Source organism: Rhodoferax sp. LS1P39 (assembly GCF_056521425.1).
On record NZ_JBWMAV010000009.1, the window covers coordinates 1 to 24,413 of the forward strand.

The 24,413-nt window shown below is 63.2% G+C and carries 16 protein-coding genes; 3 read left to right on the plus strand and 13 right to left on the minus strand.

Annotated features, from left to right (window positions below):
• Both AC097O_RS14955 and AC097O_RS14960 read left to right on the plus strand, forming a co-directional pair.
• Window positions 1–1,886 (plus strand): hypothetical protein (locus AC097O_RS14955; RefSeq protein WP_479593574.1); only part of this gene is annotated, 1,886 nt, incomplete at its 5' end.
• On the plus strand, window positions 1,883–3,430 hold the full coding sequence (locus AC097O_RS14960) for a metallophosphoesterase (RefSeq protein WP_479593575.1): 1,548 nt from the start codon (window positions 1,883–1,885) through the stop codon (window positions 3,428–3,430). The genes AC097O_RS14955 and AC097O_RS14960, both read left to right, overlap by 4 nt.
• Here AC097O_RS14960 and rtcA read toward each other — a convergent pair.
• Together rtcA and AC097O_RS14970 are read right to left on the minus strand one after the other, a co-directional pair.
• Window positions 3,404–4,444: an RNA 3'-terminal phosphate cyclase gene (gene rtcA / locus AC097O_RS14965; protein ID WP_479593576.1), complete on the minus strand. Its 1,041-nt coding sequence runs from the start codon at window positions 4,442–4,444 to the stop codon at window positions 3,404–3,406. The two genes, AC097O_RS14960 and rtcA, sit on opposite strands and share 27 nt — an antisense overlap.
• Before the next feature lie 73 nt (window positions 4,445–4,517).
• Entirely contained in the window at window positions 4,518–5,735 is a 1,218-nt protein-coding gene (locus AC097O_RS14970) for an RtcB family protein (RefSeq protein ID WP_479593577.1), read from the minus strand.
• A 153-nt stretch (window positions 5,736–5,888) separates the two neighbouring features.
• On the opposite strand from AC097O_RS14970, the gene rtcR reads away from it, so the two are divergent.
• Window positions 5,889–7,472 (plus strand): RNA repair transcriptional activator RtcR, encoded by a 1,584-nt coding sequence (rtcR, locus tag AC097O_RS14975; protein ID WP_479593578.1) that lies wholly within the window; start codon window positions 5,889–5,891, stop codon window positions 7,470–7,472.
• 107 nt (window positions 7,473–7,579) lie between these two features.
• Here the strand turns inward: rtcR and AC097O_RS14980 are convergent, their stop codons facing one another.
• The 11 genes from AC097O_RS14980 to AC097O_RS15030 form a co-directional block, all read right to left on the minus strand.
• Window positions 7,580–9,748, minus strand: a complete 2,169-nt coding sequence (locus tag AC097O_RS14980; protein WP_479593579.1) for a polysaccharide deacetylase family protein — start codon at window positions 9,746–9,748, stop codon at window positions 7,580–7,582.
• 48 nt (window positions 9,749–9,796) lie between these two features.
• A complete protein-coding gene (locus AC097O_RS14985; RefSeq protein WP_479593580.1) occupies window positions 9,797–11,038 on the minus strand; it encodes a hypothetical protein in 1,242 nt (413 codons plus the stop codon).
• A complete protein-coding gene (locus AC097O_RS14990) occupies window positions 11,025–11,840 on the minus strand; it encodes a hypothetical protein (protein ID WP_479593581.1) in 816 nt (271 codons plus the stop codon). Before AC097O_RS14990 ends, AC097O_RS14985 begins: the two co-directional genes overlap by 14 nt.
• Before the next feature lie 9 nt (window positions 11,841–11,849).
• Window positions 11,850–12,641 carry a YaiO family outer membrane beta-barrel protein gene (locus AC097O_RS14995; protein WP_479589191.1) on the minus strand — a complete coding sequence of 264 codons (792 nt, stop codon included), beginning with the start codon at window positions 12,639–12,641 and terminating at the stop codon, window positions 11,850–11,852.
• Window positions 12,632–13,807, minus strand: coding sequence for a non-hydrolyzing UDP-N-acetylglucosamine 2-epimerase (gene wecB, locus AC097O_RS15000; protein WP_479593582.1), 1,176 nt, complete (start codon window positions 13,805–13,807; stop codon window positions 12,632–12,634). The genes AC097O_RS14995 and wecB overlap by 10 nt, the downstream gene beginning before the upstream one ends.
• Window positions 13,804–15,711: a polysaccharide deacetylase family protein gene (locus AC097O_RS15005; protein ID WP_479593583.1), complete on the minus strand. Its 1,908-nt coding sequence runs from the start codon at window positions 15,709–15,711 to the stop codon at window positions 13,804–13,806. Before AC097O_RS15005 ends, wecB begins: the two co-directional genes overlap by 4 nt.
• Window positions 15,712–15,716: 5 nt before the next feature.
• The gene (locus tag AC097O_RS15010) at window positions 15,717–16,838 is read right to left on the minus strand and encodes a bactofilin family protein (protein ID WP_479593584.1); all 1,122 of its coding nucleotides are present in this window, start codon (window positions 16,836–16,838) and stop codon (window positions 15,717–15,719) included.
• The gene (locus AC097O_RS15015; protein ID WP_479593585.1) at window positions 16,835–18,226 is read right to left on the minus strand and encodes a glycosyltransferase family 2 protein; all 1,392 of its coding nucleotides are present in this window, start codon (window positions 18,224–18,226) and stop codon (window positions 16,835–16,837) included. The genes AC097O_RS15010 and AC097O_RS15015 overlap by 4 nt, the downstream gene beginning before the upstream one ends.
• A 454-nt stretch (window positions 18,227–18,680) precedes the next feature.
• Window positions 18,681–20,990, minus strand: coding sequence for an ATP-binding protein (locus AC097O_RS15020; RefSeq protein WP_479593586.1), 2,310 nt, complete (start codon window positions 20,988–20,990; stop codon window positions 18,681–18,683).
• Complete coding sequence (locus AC097O_RS15025) at window positions 20,987–22,090, minus strand: ABC transporter substrate-binding protein (protein WP_479593587.1); 1,104 nt, start codon at window positions 22,088–22,090, stop codon at window positions 20,987–20,989. The genes AC097O_RS15020 and AC097O_RS15025 overlap by 4 nt, the downstream gene beginning before the upstream one ends.
• Entirely contained in the window at window positions 22,087–24,312 is a 2,226-nt protein-coding gene (locus tag AC097O_RS15030) for a putative bifunctional diguanylate cyclase/phosphodiesterase (RefSeq protein ID WP_479593588.1), read from the minus strand. The genes AC097O_RS15025 and AC097O_RS15030 overlap by 4 nt, the downstream gene beginning before the upstream one ends.
• Window positions 24,313–24,413 lie beyond the last annotated feature (101 nt).

Below are 24,413 nucleotides of genomic sequence, written 5' to 3' on the forward strand. Positions count from 1 at the left end.
ATCTGCACGACTTGCAGCTTGAACTCCGCGTTGAATGTTCGTCTTTGCTTCTTGGTCATATTTCTCGTCCAGGTGGATTCCACCTATCGAGGTGTCCGGGGGAATTAGACCAGCACAAGCGTCCCCAGCCTGACATTGCGGAACTAGACCTCTATACCCTGCACCACCTTAAATTTCGGCTCTCAACGATCGATTTGGCCGGGATCCCCAATGTGGCGACAGTCAAGCCATCTAAAGAATTCGTATCAACGGTCCAGAAGGCAATGGCGGAGGAAACGCGCAAGCAGCTCCTGTTTAACGTTTACATCACACCGTCCGACGAGCAACGCCTGCGCATTCCGGTAGAAGCGCGAAAGCTTTCCCTGGCCATTGACTTGCAGCGACTCCGAACATTGCAACCAACTCCGCATTCGGAGTTAGAGGCAGTACCCACCGCCGAACAAATAGCCCATGCACTGGTAGCGGAGTTCGGTTTCGATTTTCGAATATTGGTAGCTGGAACCCACCAAGTGGGAATCACGATGGTGGACTCCAGCACGGCAGTTACCGTGCAATACATGGTCGTCACTTTGGCAACCAATACCGCATGGCCGAGTAGCGTTGGGGTGGACGCTAGCCCGCAAGGCTATCTGCAATCTGACATCGCGGCTCCAGATTTGTTGTTGACGTTAGAACCGTTCGACGGCGAGGTCACGCAGAGCGGAACGTATAGCAGTCTGAAGGTCCGACTTACCTACAGGAAAGACGGCACAGCCACAGTCGAGTGGGAGAGCGAGCAAACGTTGGAAGATCTGAAAACTGCTACCCAGAACTTTACCGATACCGTCGGAGTCAGCTCTGGTGGCGAGAAATTGAGCGAGTTGGGATACAGATTTGCCAGAGCGATATTTGAACCATATTTGCCAAGTCGGACTCCAGCAGCGAATAATGCCAATCAAAAAAATGCCGCGCTGGCCCGCAAAATCATTGTCGAAATGGCACTTGATCAAAAAAATGATCTCCCACCCAGCCTGCTGGTTGAGGTCAAGGGCTCAGGGAAACTGCGCCGTTTTACGACCAACATGCTACCTGTGGGCGCAATGGGAATTGCCAAAGACAAAGGCAATAAACCGATTTTTCTAGGTGAACGTTTTGCGGTGGCTCTGCGTGTTGCAGAGATCGATCTCAGCCCTTCTCGCTCTTGCCCTAACAATTGGTATGTGGCAATTCCGGAAATGGCGGTTGCGGAAGACATAACCAAAAATACCGGAAATGCGGCGCTTTCCGACGCACTGAGCAATCTAACCTCAGTGAATGAAGCCTGGTCAAGCTATATCAAAAAGCAGCCCGTAGACCTCAAACTCCTTAAAACTTGGCTTCATGGTGCTCCGAAGTCGCCCAAAAACGATGGCTCCAATACTGCATATGAACCCTATGTGTTTACCTACCTGGGCCACCACAGCACAGGCAGCTTGTATTTGGGGAAGGACCCAGCAGACGGCGTGCATGTGGGTGATGTCGAACGCCAATTTAAAGGTTCTTCTATCGCAATTCTGGCCGCATGCCAGTCAGCGTCAGGTGAAATCAACCCCGCAATGTTGATTGGAAAGTTGCTCAGCATGGGCGCCGCGGCGGTTGTAGCCACCACCTCGACTGTGAATGGCCATCTAGCCGCTGCGTATCTAACGTGTATGCAATCAGTTTTGACCAAGTACAAAAATGAAAATATCACCATCGGCCAAGCACATGCTTTAACCACCCGCTGCCTGTGGTCCAAGGAGCAAGGCGGAATGTTCACATACTCAGGCTCCGCGCTTAAATACCTGTTGGTCGGAAACCCATTTCAGCGTATCTGCGCTCCCTCTATCACGCCTGTTGCGGAAGTTCAAAGTCAGGCTGCCCCATGAAAAGACTATTCATCCAACTGGTGTTTTTTGGGTTGACGTGGGTGCTTTCGGCTCTGGCCTGGGCGGACAGTGAGCGGTACGTGGCTTTTGTCAGCGACCTGCATGTGGGAGCTGGCAAAGTTGATGGCGAGTGGAAAAAAACCGAAGACTTTCGATGGCAAACCGATTTCGATGCTTACTTGCACTGGCTAGACACAAACCAGCCGCAAGGTGCAGACTTGGTTTTTGTGGGCGACACTTTTGAGTTATGGCAGTCCCCCAGCATGGATTGTTCCAGTGACCTGTCCAGCCCAATCTGTAAAACATGCGACTGCCATGAAAATGACCTGAACCTCGGCTGCACCGAAACTGAAGCTTTGGCGCGTTTTATGGCGGTATTACAGGCACATACTGACTTTGTGGTGTCGATACGCAAGTTTGTTACCGGCAAAAAACATGCAGTGCACTTCATTCCTGGCAACCATGATGCAGCCCTGCTTTTTCCCAAGGTAAGGGGCTATCTGCTAGACCAATTTAATGGGCTGGCGGTGTCGGTTAGGGAGTCGGGCTACTGGTTGTCAACGGATGGAAAAGTCTATGCCGACCACGGCCACCAAGTAGACGACCTGAATCTGTTTAAGCAGTGGCCCTCACCTTTTGTAGAAGAAGATGGGGTGGTCTATCTGCAAAAACCATGGGGCGAAAACATGGTGCAGCAGTTTTATAACCAGTACGAACACATTTTTCCCATCATCGACAACCTCTCGGACGAATGGACCGGCGTGCAGTTCGCATTGGGTCAAGCCAATTTTGGACAGACCGCCGTGGCAGTAGGGAAGTTCTTCCGATTTTTGCTGTTTCAGGAATCCCTGCAACAAACCTTCGATTTGCTGGGCGACGAAAAACCAACGGAATGGAGCCGGGAAAAAGTACTTAGCAAGCCCGTAAGTTTTTTCATCGACGTACTGGGAAAAAATCCTACGCTATCGAAAGCCGCACTCCAATCGCAGAGCAGCGGGACATTAACGCTTGATACCAACAACCTAACAAATAATGAAATTGATCTAATCTGCGCAGCCAAAAAGAACATTCAAGGTGCGGCACTCTGTCCTACCGCATCCCAAAACCTGGGGGCCATCGTAAAAGGAGTTTTCATCGGCAAGAGCCAGCTAGAAGTTAACTATCTAAAGGCTCAACTTCCCAAAATTGCACTTCAAGGCAAAGACATCCCCTCACTAATTGTCTTTGCCCACACACACAGTGCCATAGAGCCGAAACCGATTCCGCTCGGTGAGATGCAAGGCGGCTCATTCACCGTCACTCGCGCCAATACCGGTGCCTTTCAGCGAATTGCATCTCCATCACAAATCCAAAAGATACTGGCTCGCCCCGATAAAGCTGGTAAATCAGCCATGGATCTACAGCCCGAAGATCTTCCAGCTTGCTACAACTTCGTGGCGGTTGCGCCGTACAAAGGCAAGCCTAAAGCAGAACTCTTACGATGGACCAAAGAATCCAACGGAAGCTATGCATCGTCGCTAGGTACTTGTCTGGCGCTGAACTGACACCCTCCAGCCCGCGCCCCTCTTCTCCACCTCAAAGCGCACCGGCAAAAACGCCTCAATCACTCCGATGTTGGTGCGCGCATGCTCGGTCAGGTGGGTGCACGTATAGCTGGCGGCCACGCCGCTATCGGCTACCGCCAAGGCCAGCGGCAGCATCCACTGGTCGGCCATGTGCTCGCCCAGGGCACCGTCGCTGGCCTGGTAAGCCCGCATCTGCTGCACCAGCCGGTGCGCCACCTGCTCGGCGCTGACGGATTTGTCGCCAAAGCTGGTCAGCACCTCGCAGACGTGCGCATGTTCCAAAGTGGCCATCAGCGCATTGCCGGGGCCTTCGTTTTGGCGCAGCACGGGCGTGCGCAGTTGCGCCTCGGACCAGCCCAGCGCCTGGCCCAGCACCGCCAGTTCGCGGGTGGCCACGCTGCGCGGCAGGGCGGGGGCCAGGCATTCGGCAAAGCTGCCCACCAGCGGGCCGCGCTCCAGCAGGTCGAAGGGCTTTAGGGCAGACGGGCCGATGCTCGCCCACATCTCACCGCCGCCCGCCGGGTAGAAGCCGTGGCGGCGCAGTCCCAGGTCCAGCCCCACGCCCAGGCGGCACAGCAGGGGTGCAAGGCTGCGCACCATAAAGTCAAACGGCGGGGCCATGGCGTTGTGTGTGCCGCCGCTTAACGTGATGTTGCTATCCGACTGGGCGCGCATCAAGGCGGGCAGCACGGTTTGCAGCACCAGCGTGCAACTGCCCGCCGTGCCGACGCTGAACGTGTAGTTGCCCGCCTGCACCGCGCCAGGGGTGAATACCAGGGTTTGCGAGCCGAGTGCGTCGCCCTGCACCTGCGCGCCGCACACCGCCGCCGCTGCCAACACACAGGTACGTTGCTGGCGCATCAGCCCCGGCTTGGGCCGCTTGGCGCGGATGTGCTGGATGCGCACGGGCAGGCCGGTGCACATAGACAGGGCCAAGGCGCTGCGCAGGATTTGCCCGCCGCCTTCGCCGGTAGAGCCGTCAATATCTATCATTTTTAAGCCAAATATGCCGCTCGCGCTTATGGAATGGGCGGTAGCAGCCATGAAAATAGGAGTAATTTGCAAGCTAGCCCTTCACACACAGCACCTGCTTCAGCACATACACCACCTCCACCAGATCCCGCTGCGCGGCCATCACCGCGGCTATGTCCTTGTAGGCCATCGGGATCTCGTCGATCACGTTCGCGTCCTTGCGGCATTCCACGCCCTCGGTCGCTTTGATCTGGTCGGCTACGGTGTAGACCTTTTTCGCCTTGGTGCGGCTCATCACGCGGCCTGCGCCGTGGCTGCAGCTTTGGAAGCTGTCGGGGTGGCCCAGGCCGCGCACGATGAAGCTGCGCGCACCCATGCTGCCGGGGATGATGCCCAGCTCGCCCTTCTTGGCGCTCACGGCACCCTTGCGGGTGACGAACACGTCTTCACCGAAGTGGCGCTCCTGGCTCACGTAGTTGTGGTGGCAGTTGACGGCCTCCAGCTGCGCGTCGAAGGGCTTGGGGATGAGCTTCTTCACGGTGGCAATCAGGTTGTGCATCATCACCTCGCGGTTCAGGCGGGCGAACTTTTGCGCCCAGCCCACGCCGCGCACGTAGTCGCCGAAGTACTGCGCACCTTCTTCCAGGTAGGCCAGGTCCACATCCGGCAGGTTGCGCTGGTGCAATTCGGCATCTTTCTTGGCCAGCTCGATGAAGTGGGTGCCGATGGCATTGCCCACGCCGCGCGAACCCGAGTGCAGCATGAACCACACGGCCTGTTGCTCGTCCAGGCAGACCTCGATGAAGTGGTTGCCCGAACCCAGCGTACCCAGGTGCTTGCGGTTGTTGGTGTTCCTGAAGCGCGGGTGCAGTTCGCACAGGGCTTCAAACTCGTCGGCCAGGCTGGCCCAGGCCAGGTCTACCGCCTCGGGCGGGTTCTCCCAGCTGCCGGTATCACGGCCCGAGCGTTTGGGCACCGATCCGTGCGGCACGGCACGCTCGATCGCCGTGCGCAACGGTCCCAGGTTGTCGGGCAGGTCTGCCGCCACCAGCGTGGTTTTGCAGGCCATCATGCCGCAGCCGATGTCCACGCCCACCGCCGCCGGGATGATGGCTTTGCGGGTGGGGATGACCGAGCCGATAGTGGCGCCGATGCCCAGGTGCACGTCGGGCATGACCGCAATGTGCGGGTACACGATGGACATGCGGGCAGCGTTGACCAACTGCTGCATGGCGGCTTCTTCGACCGGCACGCCCTGGGTCCACATCTTGATGGGCACACCGCCCTCGGGTTGTTCCTGGTTGTAGTTCATGTTTTTCTTCCCAAAAGCCACCCTGTTTTGCAAAGCTTGTGCCAGCGCCTGCAATTTAACCCAAGTCCTTGATTCATAACGATTTAGCCCATTTCGCCGACATACATTCTCAAAAATAACTAGAATAAAAACTAGTGATTAAGAATTTAAGCTATGACTAAGAAGAACGTGGTGGTGGGATTCCTGGGTTCGCAGCTCGACAGCGGCCTGGGCGCGGGGCGGTGGGAGAAATGGCGGCCCACGGTGTCGCTGGTGCAGCACGAGGACATGCAGGTGGACCGCATCGAGCTGCTGCATGCGCCGCAGCACACCAAGCTGGCTATGCAAGTGCAGGCCGATGTGGCCAGCGTATCGCCCGAAACCGTGGTGCAGCTGGTGCCCATGGACATGGCCGACCCGTGGGACTTTGGCACGGTGTACGCCGGGCTGCACGCCTGGGCGCGGGCTTACCCGTTCGACCCTGAGCGAGAGCAGTACTGGGCGCACATCACCACCGGCACGCACGTGGCGCAGATCTGCCTGTTTTTGCTGGTGGAGGCGCGGGTGCTGCCGGGGGTGCTGCTGCAAACTGCGCCGCCCAAGCGGCAGGGCCGTGGCAACCCGGGCAGCTACACGCTGATCGACCTGGACCTGTCGCGCTACGACGTGCTGGCGCAGCGCTTTGGGCAGGAGACGCAGGACGCGGTGGCGTTCTTGAAGAGCGGCATTGCCACCCGCAACGCGGACTTCAACGCGGTGATTGACGAGATCGAGCGGGTGGCGGTGCGCTCCAAAGCGCCGATTTTGCTCACCGGGCCCACTGGCGCGGGCAAGTCGCACCTGGCGCGGCGCATGTTCGAGCTGAAAAAGGCGCGGCACCTGGTGCAGGGCCCGTTTGTGGAGGTGAACTGCGCCACGCTGCGCGGCGACACGGCGGCCAGCACCCTGTTTGGCCACAGCAAAGGCGCGTTTACCGGCGCGGCCAGCGAGCGCGCCGGGCTGCTGCGCACGGCCCACCAGGGGGTGCTGTTTCTGGACGAGATTGGCGAGCTGGGGCTGGAGGGCCAGGCCATGCTGCTCAAGGCGGTGGAGGAAAAGCGCTTCCACCCGCTGGGCAGCGACCGCGAGGTGGCCAGCGACTTCCAGCTCATCGTGGGCACCAACCGCGACCTGCGCCAGGAGGTGGCCGCCGGGCGCTTTCGCGACGACCTGTTTGCGCGCATCAACCTGTGGGCCTACACCCTGCCGGGGCTGGCCCAGCGGGTGGAAGATATCGAGCCCAACATCGAGCACCTGCTGGCCCGCAGCACCGCCGACACGGGGCGGGTGGTGCGCTTCAATGTGGAGGCGCGGGCGCGCTATTTGCGCTTTGCCCAGTCGGCCGAAGCGCAGTGGAGCGGCAACTTCCGCGACCTGTCGGCCAGCGTGACGCGGCTGGCCACCCTGGCCGAGGGCGGGCGTATTGGTTTGGCGCTGGTAGAGGCGGAATTGCAGCGGCTGCGCTGGCTGTGGCAGCGGGCCGCGCCTGCCGCCAAAACCATGCCGGAGCTGCCGTTCAACACCGAAGGTATGGACCTGTTCGACCGCCTGCAGCTCGAAGCCGTACTGGGCGTGTGCCGCCAATCGAAGAGTCTGTCAGAGGCCGGACGCACCCTGTTTGGCCAGTCCCGCACCCAGCGCAGCGTGGTCAACGATGCCGACCGGCTGCGCAAGTATTTGCAGAAATGGGGGCTGGTGTGGGAGCGCGTGGTCGTTTGACCCAAACGCTATAGTTTCAATAGCTTGTCACGCTTATTGAATAAGCGGTAGAGGCCAATTTGGCTTCAAATCCCTGCCACGTGCAGGTGGCAGGGATCAAGCCATTTTTAACGGTCGTAGGCCTTGAACGACAGGTTGGTGCCGCCACGTGCGGTGACGATCCAGTTGGTGTCGTCATAGACATCCACCGTGGCCCAGCCGCTGAGGATGTAGGGATAGCCGTAGCGGCTGCGGGGCAGCAGCCAAGTCACGTCGGTCAGGCCAGCAGGGTTGCTGGCGGTGAAGCGGCTGTAGCCGTAGTAGCTGGAACTGCTCCAGGTGGTTTGGATGCGGCGCTGGGAAAAGTCTGCGATCTGGTCCATGGTGTACCAGTTGAAACGGCCCCAGTTCTTCAGGTTTTCCGCGCGGTTCACAAAGGTTTTCACCACGCCCAAATGGTCACGCGCACCCGGGGGGTGGTTGTAGAACAGGCGGTTGGTGCGGTTGTTGACCACAAAGCTTTGCAGGTCCAGCAGCCACTGGGCCGAGGCACCGTCGGTGATGCCTTTTTCTTCAAACTCTTCAAAGGTGGCAGAGGTCCCCAGCGGGGCGATCGGCATGGCCCACAGTTTGTTGGTCACCCGCGCACCATTGCGCCATTCGCGCGTGGCGGCGGTGCCGGTGTTGCTGACGGTGTACATGCCGACGATGCCGTAGGTTTCCAGCCACTGGGTGGACCACAGCGGGTTGTTGCCCTGGGGGGCCGAATACTCGCGGCTCTTTTTGCCCATGATGTTTTGCAGCACCCCCACGTTGGCCTGCACCCAGGGCAGGTAGGTGTCGGCGTTGGTTTCGTTGGCGTTGATACCAAAGATGTTGTGGTTCCAGCCGCCATGGGCCGCGACTTCGTTGGTGACGCTGCCACGGTACGCACCCGCGGCCCGCACCACGGACTGTCCGGCGGGGTTGTTGGCCAGGTTCATGCCCAGGCCGTCGCCAATCACGTTCACATCCGGACCCGCCGTGAAGTGCACCGAGAACGGCCCTTTGCCCTGCATGAACCACTGGCCCATGACGTAGGTGTAGTCGGGGATCAGGTCATCGCCATCGTCCACGTGCCAGTTGTAAATCAGGCCGCCCACCCCTTTGGGCTGCACCGACAGGCGGGGCATCACCACCTGGTCACGGGCGAAGTGGTTCAGGAAGCCGTGCAGCAGCATGCTGTCGGTACCGATGGCCGCAAAATAGCCCAGCGGGATGTTCACAAACAAGACCTTGCCGTTGCCGTAAGAGCGCTCACCCGCAACCAGCCCGTGTTCCGGCGACGACAGGAACACATTGCCCGGGAAGGTGCCGGTGGTCACGTAGGAGTAGTAGCCCAGGGCGGGATAGCCATAGCCGCTGATGGTTTGCAAGGCCTTGTCGGCCTCGCTCAACTGGGTAGAGACCCAACCGATGGGGTTTTCCTGCCAGTAGGTGCCGGTGCTATCCACCGTGGCGCTGACATCGTCCGAGTAGCGGTAGGGAAAGGAGCCGGGCAGACGCAAAGCCGGGGTGGCGCTGTGCACACGCAGGTCATAACGCAAGGGGTTGGCCATACGGCCCAATGCCGAAAAGCTGCGCGTGCGGGATTCCACCATGGCGCGCATCACGTCCGCACCACCCGGGTCCAACCGGCTGGTCGGCACAAACGGGGTGGTCGCGGTGGCTACCGGTAACTCCAACGGAGCGGTATACGGCACGAATTTGCCGGGCGGCACCGACAGGTTGTTCAGCCGGGCCTTGCTGCCGACGACCGGGCCGAAGCCCACCACACGGTCGCGCAGGGCTTCGTACTGCACGTAGTCCACCCCCACCAGGTCCGAGAAGCGGGACTTGCCCGACAGGTCGTAAAAACCCAGGTCGTTCAACACCGCAGCGTCGTAGGTCAGCAGCAGCTTGCCGCCGCCCGACACGTACTGCTTGACGGCGGCCACCAGGGCATCGCTGGCCTGGATGTGCGCACTGTCGGGCATGACCAGGCCCGCAATCTTGCTGGCCGCGGTGCTGCCCAGGGCCAGGAAGGCCGAGTCGGTGATGGTCTTGATCTGGATACCTTCCTCCGCGGCGGCATCGGTCCACACCTGGACCTGCCAGCTCGTGAGGACCGCGTTGTCAGGAACCAGCAGGGTCAGGTTGTCGCGCGAAGGCGAGGATCCGCCATAGCTGCCAGTGGCCCCTGTGCCGGTGACCGCCAGGGCCAGCAGGGCGAAAAGCACCGCGGCAAAATGCCGCCGTGCAAGCAGAGAGAGTTGCATAAAAACCTCCAAGGTGAAGTAAAAAAACCAAAACGAACACAGAAAAACTCACAAGGCAGGAACCCCCTGCGGGGATACGGGGTCGGCCAGCCACAGCAGCCACTGCAGGTCGGCCACCTGGAATGGCCAGGCAAATGGCGTGTCGGGCCGCATCCAGGCGCTGCGGGCACGCGCCACCCAGGCCGCAGCGGCCACGTCATCGCCCACGCAGCGCGCAGCCACCGCCACCGCAGGCCACCAGAATCCTTCCGGGTCGACATTGCGCTGGGACCATCCGGCCCGACCTTGCCAACGGGCCGCAGCCTGTTGCCACACACGCTGCGCACGCGCCGCAGGGACACTGTCCTCGGTGGCGGTGGCTGAGGCGGTGCCGTCCATCCACAACAGTGGCCAGGCCTGGGCCACGGTGTCCGGGTACCACTGGCGGAAGTCGGGCTTGGCGGCATCCAGGCTGACGCGCCAGGTGTGGCTGGGGGCATGCCAGAGATGCTTCTGGATGGCGGCATCGGTACGCTGCGCATGGGCCAGACTGTTCTTGGCGGCCTGGGGGATGCCATACACATCGCGCTGCAACCGGGCCCAGGCACGCCAGCCCGCCGCAACCTCTACCGCATCCATCAGATAGGCCACCTGGTGGTCGGGCTTGGCCCAGGGCAGGCCATGCGGCTGGGTCAGGCGCGCCAGGGTGGCGGCGGCTTCTTCCAGGGCGCGGCGCACGGGAAGCTCGCGCAACACCGCGCGCTCCACCGTGGCCTGCGCATAGGCCTGGGCCATGAGCAGCAGGGATGCGGCGGTACTGTCATACGCATCCACCTGCGGGCAGGCGCGCGCACCCTTGCCCGGAGGGCAGGTGGATTCCAGCAGATCCGAGGCCCGCACCCAGTGGTCAAACACCACGCTTTCGGACGGCCCGGTGGGGGTGGTGTGCGCCGCCTGCCAGCGCAGCCACTGGGCAGCCATCGGCGCCCGCTGGGGGGCGACCCGCAGCACCCCCAGCAGGCCGAGGTTGACCTGGTAGGCCGACACGTAATGCCACACCGCGCCCTGGGGGTCCAGATGGCCGGGCGAGTGGTGCACCTTGATGGCACCGTCGGCACTTTTGCCGGGGGCGCGCACCACCAGGCGGTCCAGCGCCTGCAGGGCCGCATCCCGGAACGCGGCATCCACTAGCCCCCCCGGCAGGCAGGCGTACGGGACTGTGGCAGCCTCCTGCGCGGCGGCAGAACCCGCGCCACCCGTCCACAGGGCGATGCTGGTCGCCAACACGGCGGCAACGTCACTCCTGCGCATGGGCACCTCGCTGCAGGCGCCAGCCCATGGCCCAGCCGTACAAGGCCACAAAGCCGATGATGTCCAGCATCACACCCAATAGCAGGTGCAGCAGCGGCATCACCACCAAACCCCCATGCTGGACCAAGGCCACATGCAAGGCATATTGCAGCGGGGTCAGCAGACCCAGAAACAGCCAGCTCAGCACGGTCAACAGGACGCGCTGCCAGAACGCAAACGGAAACAGGTAATAGGTGGCGAAGTGGATCCAGGGTGCCAGCAGCATCAGATGCCAGGCCTGGCGCAAACCGCTGCCGACATGCTGGTCCACCGAGTGGGGAAAGCTGGCCGGCCAAAAGATGAAGAAGAGCACCGATGCGCCGTGGACCAACACGGCAAAACGCAGCAGATAGGCCACCGGCTTGGCCGCATCCGGCATTCGGCCTGCAACCCACCACACGCTCAGGGCCACCAGCCCATGCCCTACCGGAGCCCAGCCATTGGGGGCCGCCAGTTGCAGGTCGATGAAGGGCACGGCCAGCGCCAGCAGGCCGTCACCGCCCCGCCCTCGCGCGTCAAAGTGCCCGGGCACCTCCAGCACCTGCATCCACCACACCATCTCCAGCGCCCAGGCCTGCGCCACCCACGGGCGCAGCAGCACCAGCAGCAGCGTCAACAGCACCGCCAAGGCCAACCCTAGCCACAGGCGGTGCCGCGGCAGGTGCAGGCGGGAGATGGCCCGGTGCTGCGGAATCTCCCCGCCCAGGTGGCCGCGCAAACGCAGGCGTTTGACGGATTCGAGCAGATGGAAAGGGGTGGACACGGCGCGCTCCTACCACTGTGCAAACAGCCCCAGGCCCAGTGTCTGGCGCTGGTAGGTCGGGTTACGGTAGTGTTCGGCCTGGGCCGTGATGCCCCACTGGGGGCCGATCCACTGCCGCCAGGTAGCGGCCACACTGCGGCTGCGGAAGTTGACCAGTTGCGCGGCTGCGCCCAAAGCCTGGTAGGCCTCGGTGCCGCTGGAGGCGCGCAGGCTGAGGTACTGCTGGCCCTCACGCCCCCAGGTGACGGCGGCATACGGCATGTGCGAGTGGACGCTGCCGGGCTGGCTCAGGTTGAACGTGGCTCCGGCCTCCACCACAGCAGACGCAGGCAGGTACCAGGTGGCCGACAGGCGCAGCCCCGAGTCGCTGCGGCTGCCATCGAACACCGCGTGGTAGAGCGCACCCGAGGTCACCAGTTGGCGCTGGTCCAGCCATTTGGTGGATACCTGCAGGTCGGCACGCCATTTGGCCCAGTTGGGTCCGCCCTGGCCCGCCACCAGCGTGCCTGTGGCAAACCAATCGGGTGCCAGGAAGCCGGTGTAGGCCAATGCCAGCGTGCCACCGCGCTCGCCGAACTTGCGCTCCTGTACCAGCTCAGCCAGCAGATGGCTGCCAGCGGGCAGCGCCTGGGTGGCACGCACCACCAGGGCTTCGCCATCAGGCAGGCCCGCGCTGAGCTGGCTGTGGCTGGCCTGCATGTCCCAGGTGGTGGGTGGCAGGGAGGGCTCCGACGCGCTGGCACCTGCGCCCACGGCCAGGGCCAGGCCGGTGGCGGCTTGGCGTACCAGGTTCATACGCATAGGGGGCTTTCCAGGTCTCGGGCCAGGACATCGGCAATACGGGGAGCGGTGCGGCCATCGCCAAACGGGTTGACTGCCTGGCGCATGCACTCGAGCAATCTGCCATCGCCCAGCAAATGGTCTACGGTGCGCACGATGCGGGCGGTATCGGTGCCCACAATCATGCCGGCCCCCGCCGCAATCAGCTCGGGGCGCTCGGTGGCATCACGCAGCACCAGGACCGGGCAGGACAGTGCGGCACCTTCTTCCTGGATGCCACCCGAATCGGTCAGGGCCAGCGCGCTGCGGTGCAGGCACCACAGCAAGGCCGGGTAGTCCAACGGCGGGCACAGCGTGAGCCGCCCCCCGAGGCGCTCGGCCAGACCGCCCAGCTCGGCATGGACCGCATCGCGCACCGCCGGGTTACCGTGCACCGGCCAGACCACGGCCAGGTCGGCGTGCTGCAGGAGCAACTGGCCTACGGCCCGGGCGATGTTATGGATGCCTGCACCCCAGTTTTCGCGGCGGTGGGCGGTGACGGTCATGAGTTTGCAGCGCGCCAGGTGCGGCTGCAGGGCTAGCAGTTCAGGGGGCAAGACCAGGCTGCCATCGGCCAGCAACTGCTCCAGGCGAACGGTGCCGGCCAGTGCCGCATCCACCGCCGAATTGCCCACGGTGTGCACCGCATGGTCGGGTACGCCTTCTTTGTCCAGGTTGGCCGCTGCACCGGCCGTGGGGGCGAAGTGCCAGCGGGCCAACCGGGCGGTGAGTTCGCGGTTCTTTTCTTCCGGGAAGGGTTCCCGGGAGTTGCCGGTACGCAGGCCGGCTTCCACGTGGCCAATGGGGACGTCCAGGTAGAAGGCCGCCTGGGCCGAGGCCAAGGTGCTGGTGGTGTCGCCGTGCACCAGCACCGCGCGGGGCCGCACCCGCTCGTAGACCTCGGACAAACCCTCCAGCAGCAAGGCGTTCAGGTGCGCCAGGCTGGCATTGCGCCGCTGCAGCACGACTTCGTGCTGGGGCTGGATGCCAAAGAACGCGTACAGCGTGTCGGCCATTTCTCGGTGCTGGCCGGTATGCACCCAGGCCACGGGCATGCCGCGGCGGTGCAGCTCGGCGTACACCGGGGCCATCTTGATGATTTCCGGGCGCGTGCCGACCGAGATGAGTATGGGGGCGAGAGTATTCATGGTGGACTTTCCTGGGCGGAAGCAGACTGGGGCGGGGGGGCATGGGCGGGCAGGCGCAGGCTGAGGGTGGACGAAGCACCGGCGACCACACGCCAGTAGCTGCCGTCGTGGTCGATCTGGGCCCGGCCCTCGAGCACGATCGGCTGGGCATAGCGCTGCATCGGCAGCAGCCAGGCCATGCGTGCCAGCGATTGCGGATGGCTGGCGTTGAGCTGCTGGGCCGCTGGCACCTGTGCATCCGGGGCTGTGGTCCATTGCACCTGCAGCCGTTGGTTGGCAAAGTCGGCGTATTGCGCCATGGTCATCCAGCGCAGTGCTTTGTTGCGCAGCAGGGCGGCGGTGTGTTGCATCCATTCCTTGAAGGCCATCGGAAACATGGCAATGCCGGGAGGATGGAAATACACCAGGCGCACGGTGCGGTACTGGGCGCAGTAATCGGCCACATCCTTGAGCCAGGCGGCAATATCGCGCTCGGGCTGCTGTGCCGCCTGGGCATCTTCAAAGGTGCCGTAGGTGCCATAGCTCAGCACCGGGAAAGCCCAGGTGTCGGCCGGGCCACGTTTTTCATCCTGGTAGCTGCGGGTCGGGGCCATGCCGATATCGCCAGTGGAGTAATAGGCGTAGATGCCATGGTCGTGCAGCCACTGCGTGACCCACGCCGGGTGGTTGCCCACCGGGGCCGAGTACTCGCGCACGCGCTGGCCACTGGCCGCCTGCACGCTGGCCACATTTTTTTCGATCAGCGGAATGGAACGCTCCGGGGGCTGCTTGTCCACCACCAGACCAAAGGCGTTGTGGATCCAGCCGCCATGGCTGCCCACTTCGTCGCCACGCGCGACAAAGCGGCGCACCCAGGCCTGCATGCGGGGGTTGTTATCCAGGTCCATGCCTGCGCCGTCACCCATGGCATCGACATCAGGCCCGGCGGTCAGGTCCACGGAATACGGGCCCTGCTCGAACACCCCCAGGGCTTGCAGCTTTTCCATCGCCGGTTCGGCTTTAGCCGAGTCGATGTGCCAGTTCATGATGAGCGCGCCCTGGGCCTCGGGCATGGTCGAGAGTTGCGGCAACTGCGCCACGTCTTGCGCAAAGTAGCGCAAAAAACTGTGCAGGAAGAAGCCGTCGGTGCGCAGCTTCAAATACCCCAGCGGCAGGTTGACGAACAGCACTTTGCCTTGGCCCAGGCTGTGCACACCGGCCAGCAGGCCGCCGCCGTCAAAGTGCATCAGACGCTGGCCACCATAGCTGCCCTGGGTGGCAAACACCGGGTAGCGCAAGCGCCCATAGTTGTAGCTGACCACCGCCAGCTCTTCATCGGCCTTGGGTGCGGGCTGGGTGCTAACCAGGGGGCTTTCGCCGCCTTCGCGCATCAGCTTGCCCGGTGGTAGGCGCAACCACGGTACAGCCACACCATCGACCCACGCGACCTGCTCGCTGAGCATGCCCGGCCCCAGCTTCTCGTACAGCGCGTAACCGATACCAGCCAAGGTTGACAGGCGCGACTGCACTGGATGGTAGTTGCCGTCCATGTCGGAGACGCCTGCGTCATGTACCAGCATGAGCTGCGCTCCGGCCCGCACCCGCTCCTCCAGATGGGCCACCAGGGCACTGTTCATATGGCGGTGCACGGTATCAGGCACCACCAGGGCTGCATCCAACGGGTAGCCGCCCGGACGCAGCAGCGCCGAGGCCCGCACCAAGGACATCGAGAAGCCGGTTTCCACCGCCGCATCCTGCCAAGCCTGCACGGTGGGGTCGTCGCTGGTCACATCGTCAGGCACCAACAATGCCAGGTGCGTCAGTGCCACGGGCTGTGCCCCCCCCCAATGCGGCCAGGCCCATAACGCGGCCCAGACCAGCAGGGCCGCAACCACGGTACCGCGTGCCAGACGAAACAACGCCATGGCGGTCATACCACCACCCCCGATAGGGACGTATCGGCCCACAAGAGATTGTCGGCTTCGCCGTTGTCGGACAGGGCGGTCGCGCCTCTCTCATCGGCCCACACCGTACCGTACACCCTTGTCCCGGCAGCAATCCGGATCTGCGGTGCCGCCACTGTCGCCGCTTGGCTCGGCGTGCCAATGGTGCAGCCAGCGCCCAAGACAATGGCGGTCTCGGACACCACCGAACCACGCACCACGCAACCCGCGCCCAGGTGGATGACTCCCCCCGCCACCACATTGCCGCTGATCTGGCTGCCAGGTCCCACATGCAAGACACCGCGCGCCTTCAGGCTGCCTGTGGCCTGGCAATACGCACCGAGCACCAGGTCTGCCAAACAGACGATGTCGGCACGCCACGCCCGGCAGGCATCCACTTGCAGTGCCAGGCGGGCAAAAGCCCGGCGCACTGTGCCGTCCCAGACCACACCGGCAGGCCAGTCGGTCATGGCAACGCACACGGCCGAATCATCCGGGGGGCAACCGGCGAACCACCCGCCGTACCCGACAAACAGCACTTGGGGCGCATGCAGCAACATGAAGTCCACTCCCCGCGCGACGGTGATGGACTGCTGGGCCGTCACCCGGCCAGTAACCTGGCATGCGTCACCAATGTGCACCTCTTGCCCGTGCGCCCAACGCAGTACGGTCGTACCAGGCTGCAGCGTGGCCGTGGTACCCGCCCACAGGGCGCGGTAGACACCATCGGTCGCGGTCCGCAGCCAACCGGAGGCCGCCACTTCCGCATAGAAATGCATGTTCTCAGGCAACTGGACACCGCCTTCGATGTGCCACAGCCGGTCACTGCGCCCCGCGAGGATTTCCGCTGGCTGCAAAGGCAGGTCGGCGCTCTCCGGGCCCAACACCAGATGGGTGATGGTCGAGCCCCCCAGATGGCTGGCACCCGTGCGGACGGCTTCTGCCAGCAGGGTCGCAAAACTGTGGGCCAGGTACGGCGGGTCGAGGGCATCGGCCTCGTCGATCTGTAGCGGAACCACATCGCTGGGCCGCTGCCATTCGCGCAACGCAGGCAGCAACGGCACCGCCAGGACCGATGCCGTGAGCAAGACCAGCAGGGCCAGCATCATGGATGTACCTCTGCAGGTACCGGCGCATGCACAGACATTGCTACCGACGCGGTGGCCACTGGCGCAGCCGCACGGCGGTACCGCACGGTCTTGTCCCAATGGAAACCGCGCCCGGGCAAACGGTCCCATAGCAGCTGTTCCAGCACCGACTGGGCAATCGCCACCGCGCTGACGATGAAGCCCATGAAGGTGAACGCCAGCAGGTAGATGCGCTGGCGCGAACGGTCCAGATGCACCGCCGTAGCGATTTCGAAGAACGCCGCAAAGTTGCCCAGCGCGCTGTGCGCCATGAAGGCGATCAGCAAGAACGCCGGGGCCAACACCTGCATCGACACGGTGAAGTACATCAGCAAGCTGAGCACCCAGCCGAACAGCAGGATGGGTGACATCATGTAGACACCCAACAGCAGGAATCCGTCTACCCGCTCGGTCAGGCTCAGCGCCGGGTTGCGCAGCAAAGCCCCGCTGTGGCGTACCAGAGCCTGGTTGTGGCCTTTGGACCAGCGCTTGATCTGGCGCATGCGCACACCCCAGTTCTGCGGTACTTCTTCGTAGCATTCGGCCCGGTTGTGGTAAACCGTGAGCCAGCCCCCCAGCAGCAGGCGGTAGGTGAGGTCGGTGTCTTCGGCCAGAACATCGTCGTGCCAGCCACCCACCGACTCCAGCGCGCTGATGCGGATGCCGCCCACGGTGCCGCCGTACTGCGGTACCAGACCCAGGTTCATGCGGGCCTGCTGATCTACCTGGTAGCCACCCGAGCGCTCCAGGTCCAGTAGCCGGGTGAGCAGGTTGGCACCGACGTTGTGCGGCACCACCCGGCCCATCACCGCCCCCACTTCGGGGTCGAAGAACGGGGCCATCAGACGCCGGATCAGGCCACGCGAGGGCATGTAGTCGGCATCGAAGACGATGATGAAGTCGGTGTCGATCAGCGCCGTGGCATCTTTCAATGCTGCCGCCTTGCCGGGCTTGCCACTGACGCGGTGGAACGGTGTGATGCGGCCCGGAAAGCGCGCCACCACGGTATCGATGATCTCGCGGGTACGGTCGCTGGAGCGGTCGTTGACCGGCATGATGACCATGCGGTCTGCCGGATAGTCCACCCGCATCAGGTTTTCCAGACAGTCCTGGATCACGTCTTCTTCGTTGTGGGCGGCCACAAAGATGGTGACCCGCGGCCAGTCGGCGCTGACGATGCTGGCATACGGATGGCGTTGCTTGCCAAACAGCCGGTTCAGAGAAAACAGGTAATGCCGCAGCGTGTAGACCATCAGCAGCAGCATCACCGTACCCATCATCCCCACCAAGGCCCATGCCCACACGGCACCCAACGGGCTGGCCAGGGCATAGCCCAAAGCGGCGCCGGTCTCCGCTGCGACCGCAGGCACCGCACCCCATGCCAATCCACCGATTGCATAGCGCCATGAGCACGTTACGGAAAGAGGGGGCATACAAACAATGAGAAGTAGTTAAAACAGCGCTGCAACCCTGCCGGGACGTGCGGGCTAACCTTGCAAAGCAAGGCACATGGCCATGGCATGCGGAATGCACACCATCGACTCTTGAGTCAGACAAATGAACTCAAGGAAAAAAGTCACAAAAACCAAAACAAATATCTTTTTTACACAGTTCACATGAAGTTTACTGTCTGATGGCTCAGTGTAGACAATTCTTTTGTAAGCAAAATATTGTGTATGCAAATTTCTTTAGAAAAATACAATATAGTGTGTATGCAACAATACTGTAATATTTGTGTGAATATAAATTCTGCATGGATGTTTGCTATTTTTTAAATAGCTAAATATGCAGTATTAACAGGCGTTTACAGCCTATTCAATCGAATCAATCCAGCGATGCGGGCCCGCTGGTGCGCGGTGCCAACACAGGCAAGCGCATTTCAAAAGTAGCTCCAAAACCCAGTGTACTGTATACACTCAGTCCGCCGCCCAACACATTGGTCACAGCGTTATAGGCAATGTGCAGGCCCAAGCCGGTGCCGCCCCGGCCCATTTTGGTAGTGACGAAAGGATCGAAGATCCGGTCCAGCAGATCGGGCGGAATGCCGCATCCGTCGTCGGTCACACATAACACCACTGCGCCTTGGTCGTCGCGCCCACCGGTAAGGCGCACGGTGCCATGGTCGCGGCCCTCAAAGCCGTGCAGCACGGCGTTGTGGATCAGGTTGCCAATCGCCTGGCCCAGTGCACCGGGGTAACTGTCCAGCCGCAAACCGGTGGGTACATCGACCTGGATCTTGTAGGGTGTGCGGGCAAAGGTCGGGCGCAGGCTGGCCACCATTTCATCCACGACCTCGCGCAACTCAAAATGGCGGCGTTGCGAGCTGGTCTGGTCCACCGCCACCTGTTTGAAGCTGGTGACCAGGTCGGCTGCGCGGTGCAGGTTGCGGGTGGCGATGTCGGTGGCCTGGTCCACACTGTCGAGCAGGCTGTTCAGCGCGCTGCGGCGCAGGCCAGTGTGCATGGCGGTGCGGAATTGGCGCACCTCGTCAGTGAGCGCGCTGACCGCCATCAGGCTGTTGCCCAGCGGAGTGTTGAGCTCGTGGGCCACACCAGCCACCAGCCCGCCCAAAGCGGCCATTTTTTCGGCCCGCACCAGCTCGGCCTGGGTGGCGCGCAGATGGGCCACCGCACCCGACAAATCTTCGTTGGCAGCCGCCAGGGCCTGGGTGCGGCGCTGCACGCGGGCTTCGAGTTCGGTATTGAGTTCGCGCAGCTCGTTGCTGATGCGCTGGATGTCGGTCATCTCCACCGCCGCCCACACCATCAGGAAAGAGGTGCCCACCTGCGCCTGCCGCCGGTATAGCTGGAACAGCACCGCCTCGCCATCGCCCCGCAGCATCCAGGCCTCCACCACCGTGTGCCCCTGCTGCAGGCTGTTCAACATCGCGCTGCGCTCCTCCTGCGACCGCCACAGGCCAATCTCGTTCGCGGTGCGGCCCAATACCGCCTCCCGCGTGCGCCCGAACCCCCGGCACCAGGCCTCGTTCACGTCCAGCAACGGGTAGGGCGACTCGGTATGGGTCACCGACATGGGTACCGGTGAGGCGTTGAAGATGGCTTGCGACTTCAGTTCACGCTCCCGCAGCGTGCGGGCCATTTTCTCCAGGTCTGCCGACAGGTCATTGAACTCCAGGATGGCACCGCGTGGCCAGGGCCCGTCGGCAGCGCCCTGGGTAATCTGCCCAGCGCGGACGAGGATGCGGCGCAAGGGCCGGGTCAGCCACGAGGCCCAAAACGGGGCCAGCACCAAACCCACCAGCACGGCACCTGCAAACCCGGCCACCACCATCACCACCAGCCCCTGGATGTCCTGGTTCTCCAGCCCGGCAGGCATGCCGCCTACAAAATACCAGTCCAGAGCTTCGGAATGCACCACCGCCGGGTGGAAGCTGCGGCCCCCGAAACGGAACACCTCGGGCAGGGTTTGAAAGTTCCGCGCAGCCTGCACCAATGGCCAGTTCAGCACATTCACCGTGCCCACATGCGTCCCGCCATCGGTGTCGGCCACGATTTCGCCGCTGCGGTCCACCAGCCAGATGGATGCCGCGCGCTGACCCGCCGCAAGCTGGAAGGTATCCAGCAAATACGATAGCGGCACTTCGGCCAACAGCACGCGGTCACGGCCTACCGGGTAGGCCAGGCCCACCGTCACGGCCCCCGACAAAGCCGACAAGAACTTGTCCCCCCAGACCATCTGGCGCGACTCCAGCACGGCCCGAAACAGCGGGCTGGCCGACAGGTCACTGCCGAGCAGGTCGGTACGGTGCTCGCGCAGCACAGGGACCACCCCGGCGGCCAGCACCGTGCCCTCGTTGGATGCCAGGTAAATGGCACGGATGGCCGTGCCCTCCCAGGCGGCGCGCTCCAGCAAAGCGGTGGCTTCCAGCAGATCCCGGGTTTCCACAGCTTCGCTGAGCAGTTCCATGCGGGCTTCCAGCGAGCCCAGCAAGATCTCCACCCGGTCGGCGATTTCATGGATGTCGCGTTCCACCTCGACTTTGTTGTCGGCCTCGATTCTGGGAATCTGCAACAGCAGGATGCTGGATCCCACAATCGCAAACGTGGCCAGGATCGTCACCACCAGCAGGGCCGCCAGGGTGCTGCGCAAGCGCCAGACACGCAGCGTGGTCATGGCAGCAACACAAACTTGCCGCCACGCACCTCGGTAAAAAACACCTTGCGCGCGGTGTCGCCGAAGCGGTCGAGCTGGATACTTTGCTGCAGGCCCTGGTAAGGCCCATGCTGGAGGATGCTGTCCTTCAGAGACTGGCCCGGTGCCTGCGATGCCATGGCCTGACACAACATGTCCGTGCCGTCGTACGCCAGTACCGCGCTAAAGCTGGGCTCCCGCGCAAACCGCGCCACAAAAGCCCGGTGGAAACTGCGGTAGCGCGCGGAAGTGTCATCCCGGTTGAAGGGCTGCGCAATCAGCAGCCCCTCCACCGAGCGGCCGCCCAGCTCCAACAGCAATTCGGTAGAGGCCCTTTCGGCCGCGCTCTTGGGCATCTGCGGTGCCAGCTTGTCGGCCTGCTGGGCCAGACGTGCAACATCGATGGCACTCCCGATGAACAGCAGGCCCTGTGCCGGTTGGGCCAGCATCTGGCGCACCACACTGCCAAAACCCGTGCGGGCATCGGACTCGAATGCCACCACCGCCACCACCTGGCCGCCCAGCGCGCCATACGCCTGCTTGAACGCGTCCAGCCAGGCCAGGGAGTAGCTGGCGTTGCGCGTGTCGTACGCCAGCGCCATGCGGTGCTGGCCGCGCTGGTACAGCAACTGGGCGTACTCGCTGGCGTTGTCCCGCGTGGTGCGGTTGATGCGGATGAAAAAATCGTCCTTCCCCACAAAGTCCGTGGAGGTCACGGTGGGGCTGACCATGACGATACCGGCCTGGTTGATCAGCGGCACCGCCACCTGGGCAACCGCACTGCTGAAAGGCCCGACCACGGCCTCGACCCGCGCCGCCACCAGGGCCTGGATGGCCTGCTGCGACTTCACCGGCTCCATGCCGTCGTCCTGCACCTGCATCTCGACCATGCGGCCCCGGATGCCACCGGCCTGGTTGCGCTGCTCCACCGCCAGGATCATACCGTTGCGGCCATCTTCCCCCGTATCCGACCCCCGGTCCGACAAACTGCCGATAAAACCCAGACGGATGGCTTTGGGCGGACCGCATCCCGGCAGGCACCCCACCAATAGCAGGGCGGCCAGCCAGAGCCGCCAGTTCACGGCGGCGGCCCCAGGCGCTGCGCCAGCCAGGGCCCCAGGTCTTCGATGGTCATGGGTTTGGCATACAGGTAGCCCTGCGCCTCGTCACAGCCCAGACCGCGCAAGATATGCGCCTGGCCTTCAGTTTCCACGCCCTCGGCCAGCACCTGCATGCCCAACTGGTGGCCCAGCGGCACGATCATTTCGGCAATGCGCGCACCCAGGCGGCCCGAGTCCAGCGACATCACAAAGGCACGGTCGATCTTCAGGCGGTCGGCAGGCAGGCGGTCCAGGTAGGACAGGGACGAAAACCCGGTGCCAAAGTCGTCGATGGCCACCGCAATGCCGCGCGCCTTGATCTGGCGCAGCAAGGCCGCCACGCGCTCCATGCCCATCACCGCCACCGACTCGGTGATCTCCAGCTCCAGGCTCTCGGGCGGCATGCCGCTGTCCCGCAGGGCCTCGTCCACCACGTCCAGAAACTGCGGCTGGGCAAACTGCACCGACGACACGTTGACCGCCACCCGGATGCCCAGCGCGTTACCTTGTTGGCGCAACGCGGCCATGGCGTGCAGGGCCGAGCGCAGCACCCAGGCCCCCATGGTGACGATCAGGCCCGACTGCTCGGCCACCGGGATGAAGCGGTCGGGTGGCACAAACTTGCCGTCATCGGTGCGCCAGCGCAGCAAGGCTTCCACGCCGGTGGGACGGCCATCGGCCAGGTTCACCTGGGGCTGGTACACCACAAACAGGTGCTCGTGGTCAAACGCGCGCTGCAGGCCGTGCAGCATGCGGGTGCGCTCGCGGGTGATGGTGCCCACCTCGGCCGAGTAATACGCGCTGCGGCCCTGGCCCAGCTCCTTGGCGCGCTTCAAGGCGATGGACGCGTCTTTCAGCAGCTCCAGGCCGCTGCCGCTGGTGTCGTCACAGCGCACAAAGCCCATGCAGACCGACACCGGCCGCAGCACGTTCTCGATCTCGAACGGCTGGTCGAACACGCCACGCAGCCGCTCAGGGTTGACGCTGGACTCCAGTCCAAACAGGCCAAAGGTATCGCCCGCCACCCGCGCCAGAAACCCGGCTCCGGCCAGCACCGCGCCCAGCCGCAGGGCGATGGCGGCCAGCAGCTGGTCGCCATAGGCATGGCCAAACATGTCGTTAGTCTCGGCAAACTGGTCCACGTCCATCAGGCCAATGGCGTGCCCGGCTGTGCCGCGCGCGGCTACCGCGTCGTCCAGGTGCTGGAGGAAGGCGGTGCGGTTGGGCAGGCCCAGCATGCGGTCCACAAAGGCATGGTTGCGCAGCCGGGTCACCAGCTCCACATTGGCGGCGCACAGGGCGATATTGGTGCAAAACACCTCCAGCAAATGCATGTCTACATCGCGCAGCGGGGCCGAAGCATAGACAAACGCCACGAAGTCGCCGCCCTCGCGGCCCGGAAAGAACAGGGTCACGCTGCGTTCGGCCAGCAGGTTGCGGCGCTCGGCCAGGCACTGGGTGAGGCTGGCCACGATATACGGGTCGTCGATATCGGTGATGCGGCACTGCATCAGGTGGGCCAGCCGCCCGGCGGCCGCGATCACCACGCAATGCGATCCGGTTTCGGCCTGGGGCGTGCAGGCGCACAACACCCCTTCGGGTTCCACCCCCACCAGCCCGGCGATCTGCGTGATCACCCCCTCGGCAAAGCTTTGCAGGCCCGGCTGGGCGATGAACTGGTTGCTGGCCGCCACGATCTTCTCCAGCCCCCGGCGGCTGGCATCCATGCGGCGCAGCTGATCAAAAGAGCGGATGGCCGCGGTCAGCGTGGTGTAGAGCTTGGTGCGGGTGAGCTCGCTTTTGGCCTTGTAGTCGTTGATGTCATAACGGCGTATGGTCTCGATCTCCGGGGCCTGGCCCGGCTGGCCGGTGCGCAGAATGATGCGCACATTGGCCAGCCCCAGCTCGTTGCGGATCGCCCCCACGGTGAGCAGTCCGGCGTTGTCGGTTTCCATCACCACGTCCAGCAGCACCACCGCCACATCGGGCTCTTGGCGCAACAGCGCCAGGGCATCGGCGGCCGAGTGGGCGTGCAAAAGGTGCAGCCCCCGGCCTTCGATCTCCAGGCCGCGCAGGCCGTAGGCCGTGCTTTCGTGCACATCGGGATCGTCGTCCACCACCAGAATCCGCCACGGCTCTCGCAGGGCCACCGTGGCCGCAGGCGGGGCACCGTCTATGAACTCAAGCAGATCTTCGTCATCCATGGGCTGTAGGGCGGCAAGCGCACCTTGAAAAGTTGGAGCCCAGTCTCTTACAAAATGTAGCAAACAACAAGCACATAGCCCTATGAGCCCGGGCAATAGGG

What these genes read in the sequence shown, in the direction of transcription:
- AC097O_RS14985 (WP_479593580.1), bottom strand. Translation starts at nt 11,038, where the DNA reads ATGCGCAGGAGTGACGTTGCCGCCGTGTTGGCGACCAGCATCGCCCTG.
- AC097O_RS15020 (WP_479593586.1), bottom strand. Translation starts at nt 20,990, where the DNA reads ATGACCACGCTGCGTGTCTGGCGCTTGCGCAGCACCCTGGCGGCCCTG.
- AC097O_RS14980 (WP_479593579.1), bottom strand. Translation starts at nt 9,748, where the DNA reads ATGCAACTCTCTCTGCTTGCACGGCGGCATTTTGCCGCGGTGCTTTTC.
- rtcA (WP_479593576.1), bottom strand. Translation starts at nt 4,444, where the DNA reads ATGATAGATATTGACGGCTCTACCGGCGAAGGCGGCGGGCAAATCCTG.
- AC097O_RS15030 (WP_479593588.1), bottom strand. Translation starts at nt 24,312, where the DNA reads ATGGATGACGAAGATCTGCTTGAGTTCATAGACGGTGCCCCGCCTGCG.
- AC097O_RS14995 (WP_479589191.1), bottom strand. Translation starts at nt 12,641, where the DNA reads ATGCGTATGAACCTGGTACGCCAAGCCGCCACCGGCCTGGCCCTGGCC.
- AC097O_RS15005 (WP_479593583.1), bottom strand. Translation starts at nt 15,711, where the DNA reads ATGGCGTTGTTTCGTCTGGCACGCGGTACCGTGGTTGCGGCCCTGCTG.
- AC097O_RS14960 (WP_479593575.1), top strand. Translation starts at nt 1,883, where the DNA reads ATGAAAAGACTATTCATCCAACTGGTGTTTTTTGGGTTGACGTGGGTG.
- rtcR (WP_479593578.1), top strand. Translation starts at nt 5,889, where the DNA reads ATGACTAAGAAGAACGTGGTGGTGGGATTCCTGGGTTCGCAGCTCGAC.
- AC097O_RS14970 (WP_479593577.1), bottom strand. Translation starts at nt 5,735, where the DNA reads ATGAACTACAACCAGGAACAACCCGAGGGCGGTGTGCCCATCAAGATG.
- AC097O_RS15010 (WP_479593584.1), bottom strand. Translation starts at nt 16,838, where the DNA reads ATGATGCTGGCCCTGCTGGTCTTGCTCACGGCATCGGTCCTGGCGGTG.
- wecB (WP_479593582.1), bottom strand. Translation starts at nt 13,807, where the DNA reads ATGAATACTCTCGCCCCCATACTCATCTCGGTCGGCACGCGCCCGGAA.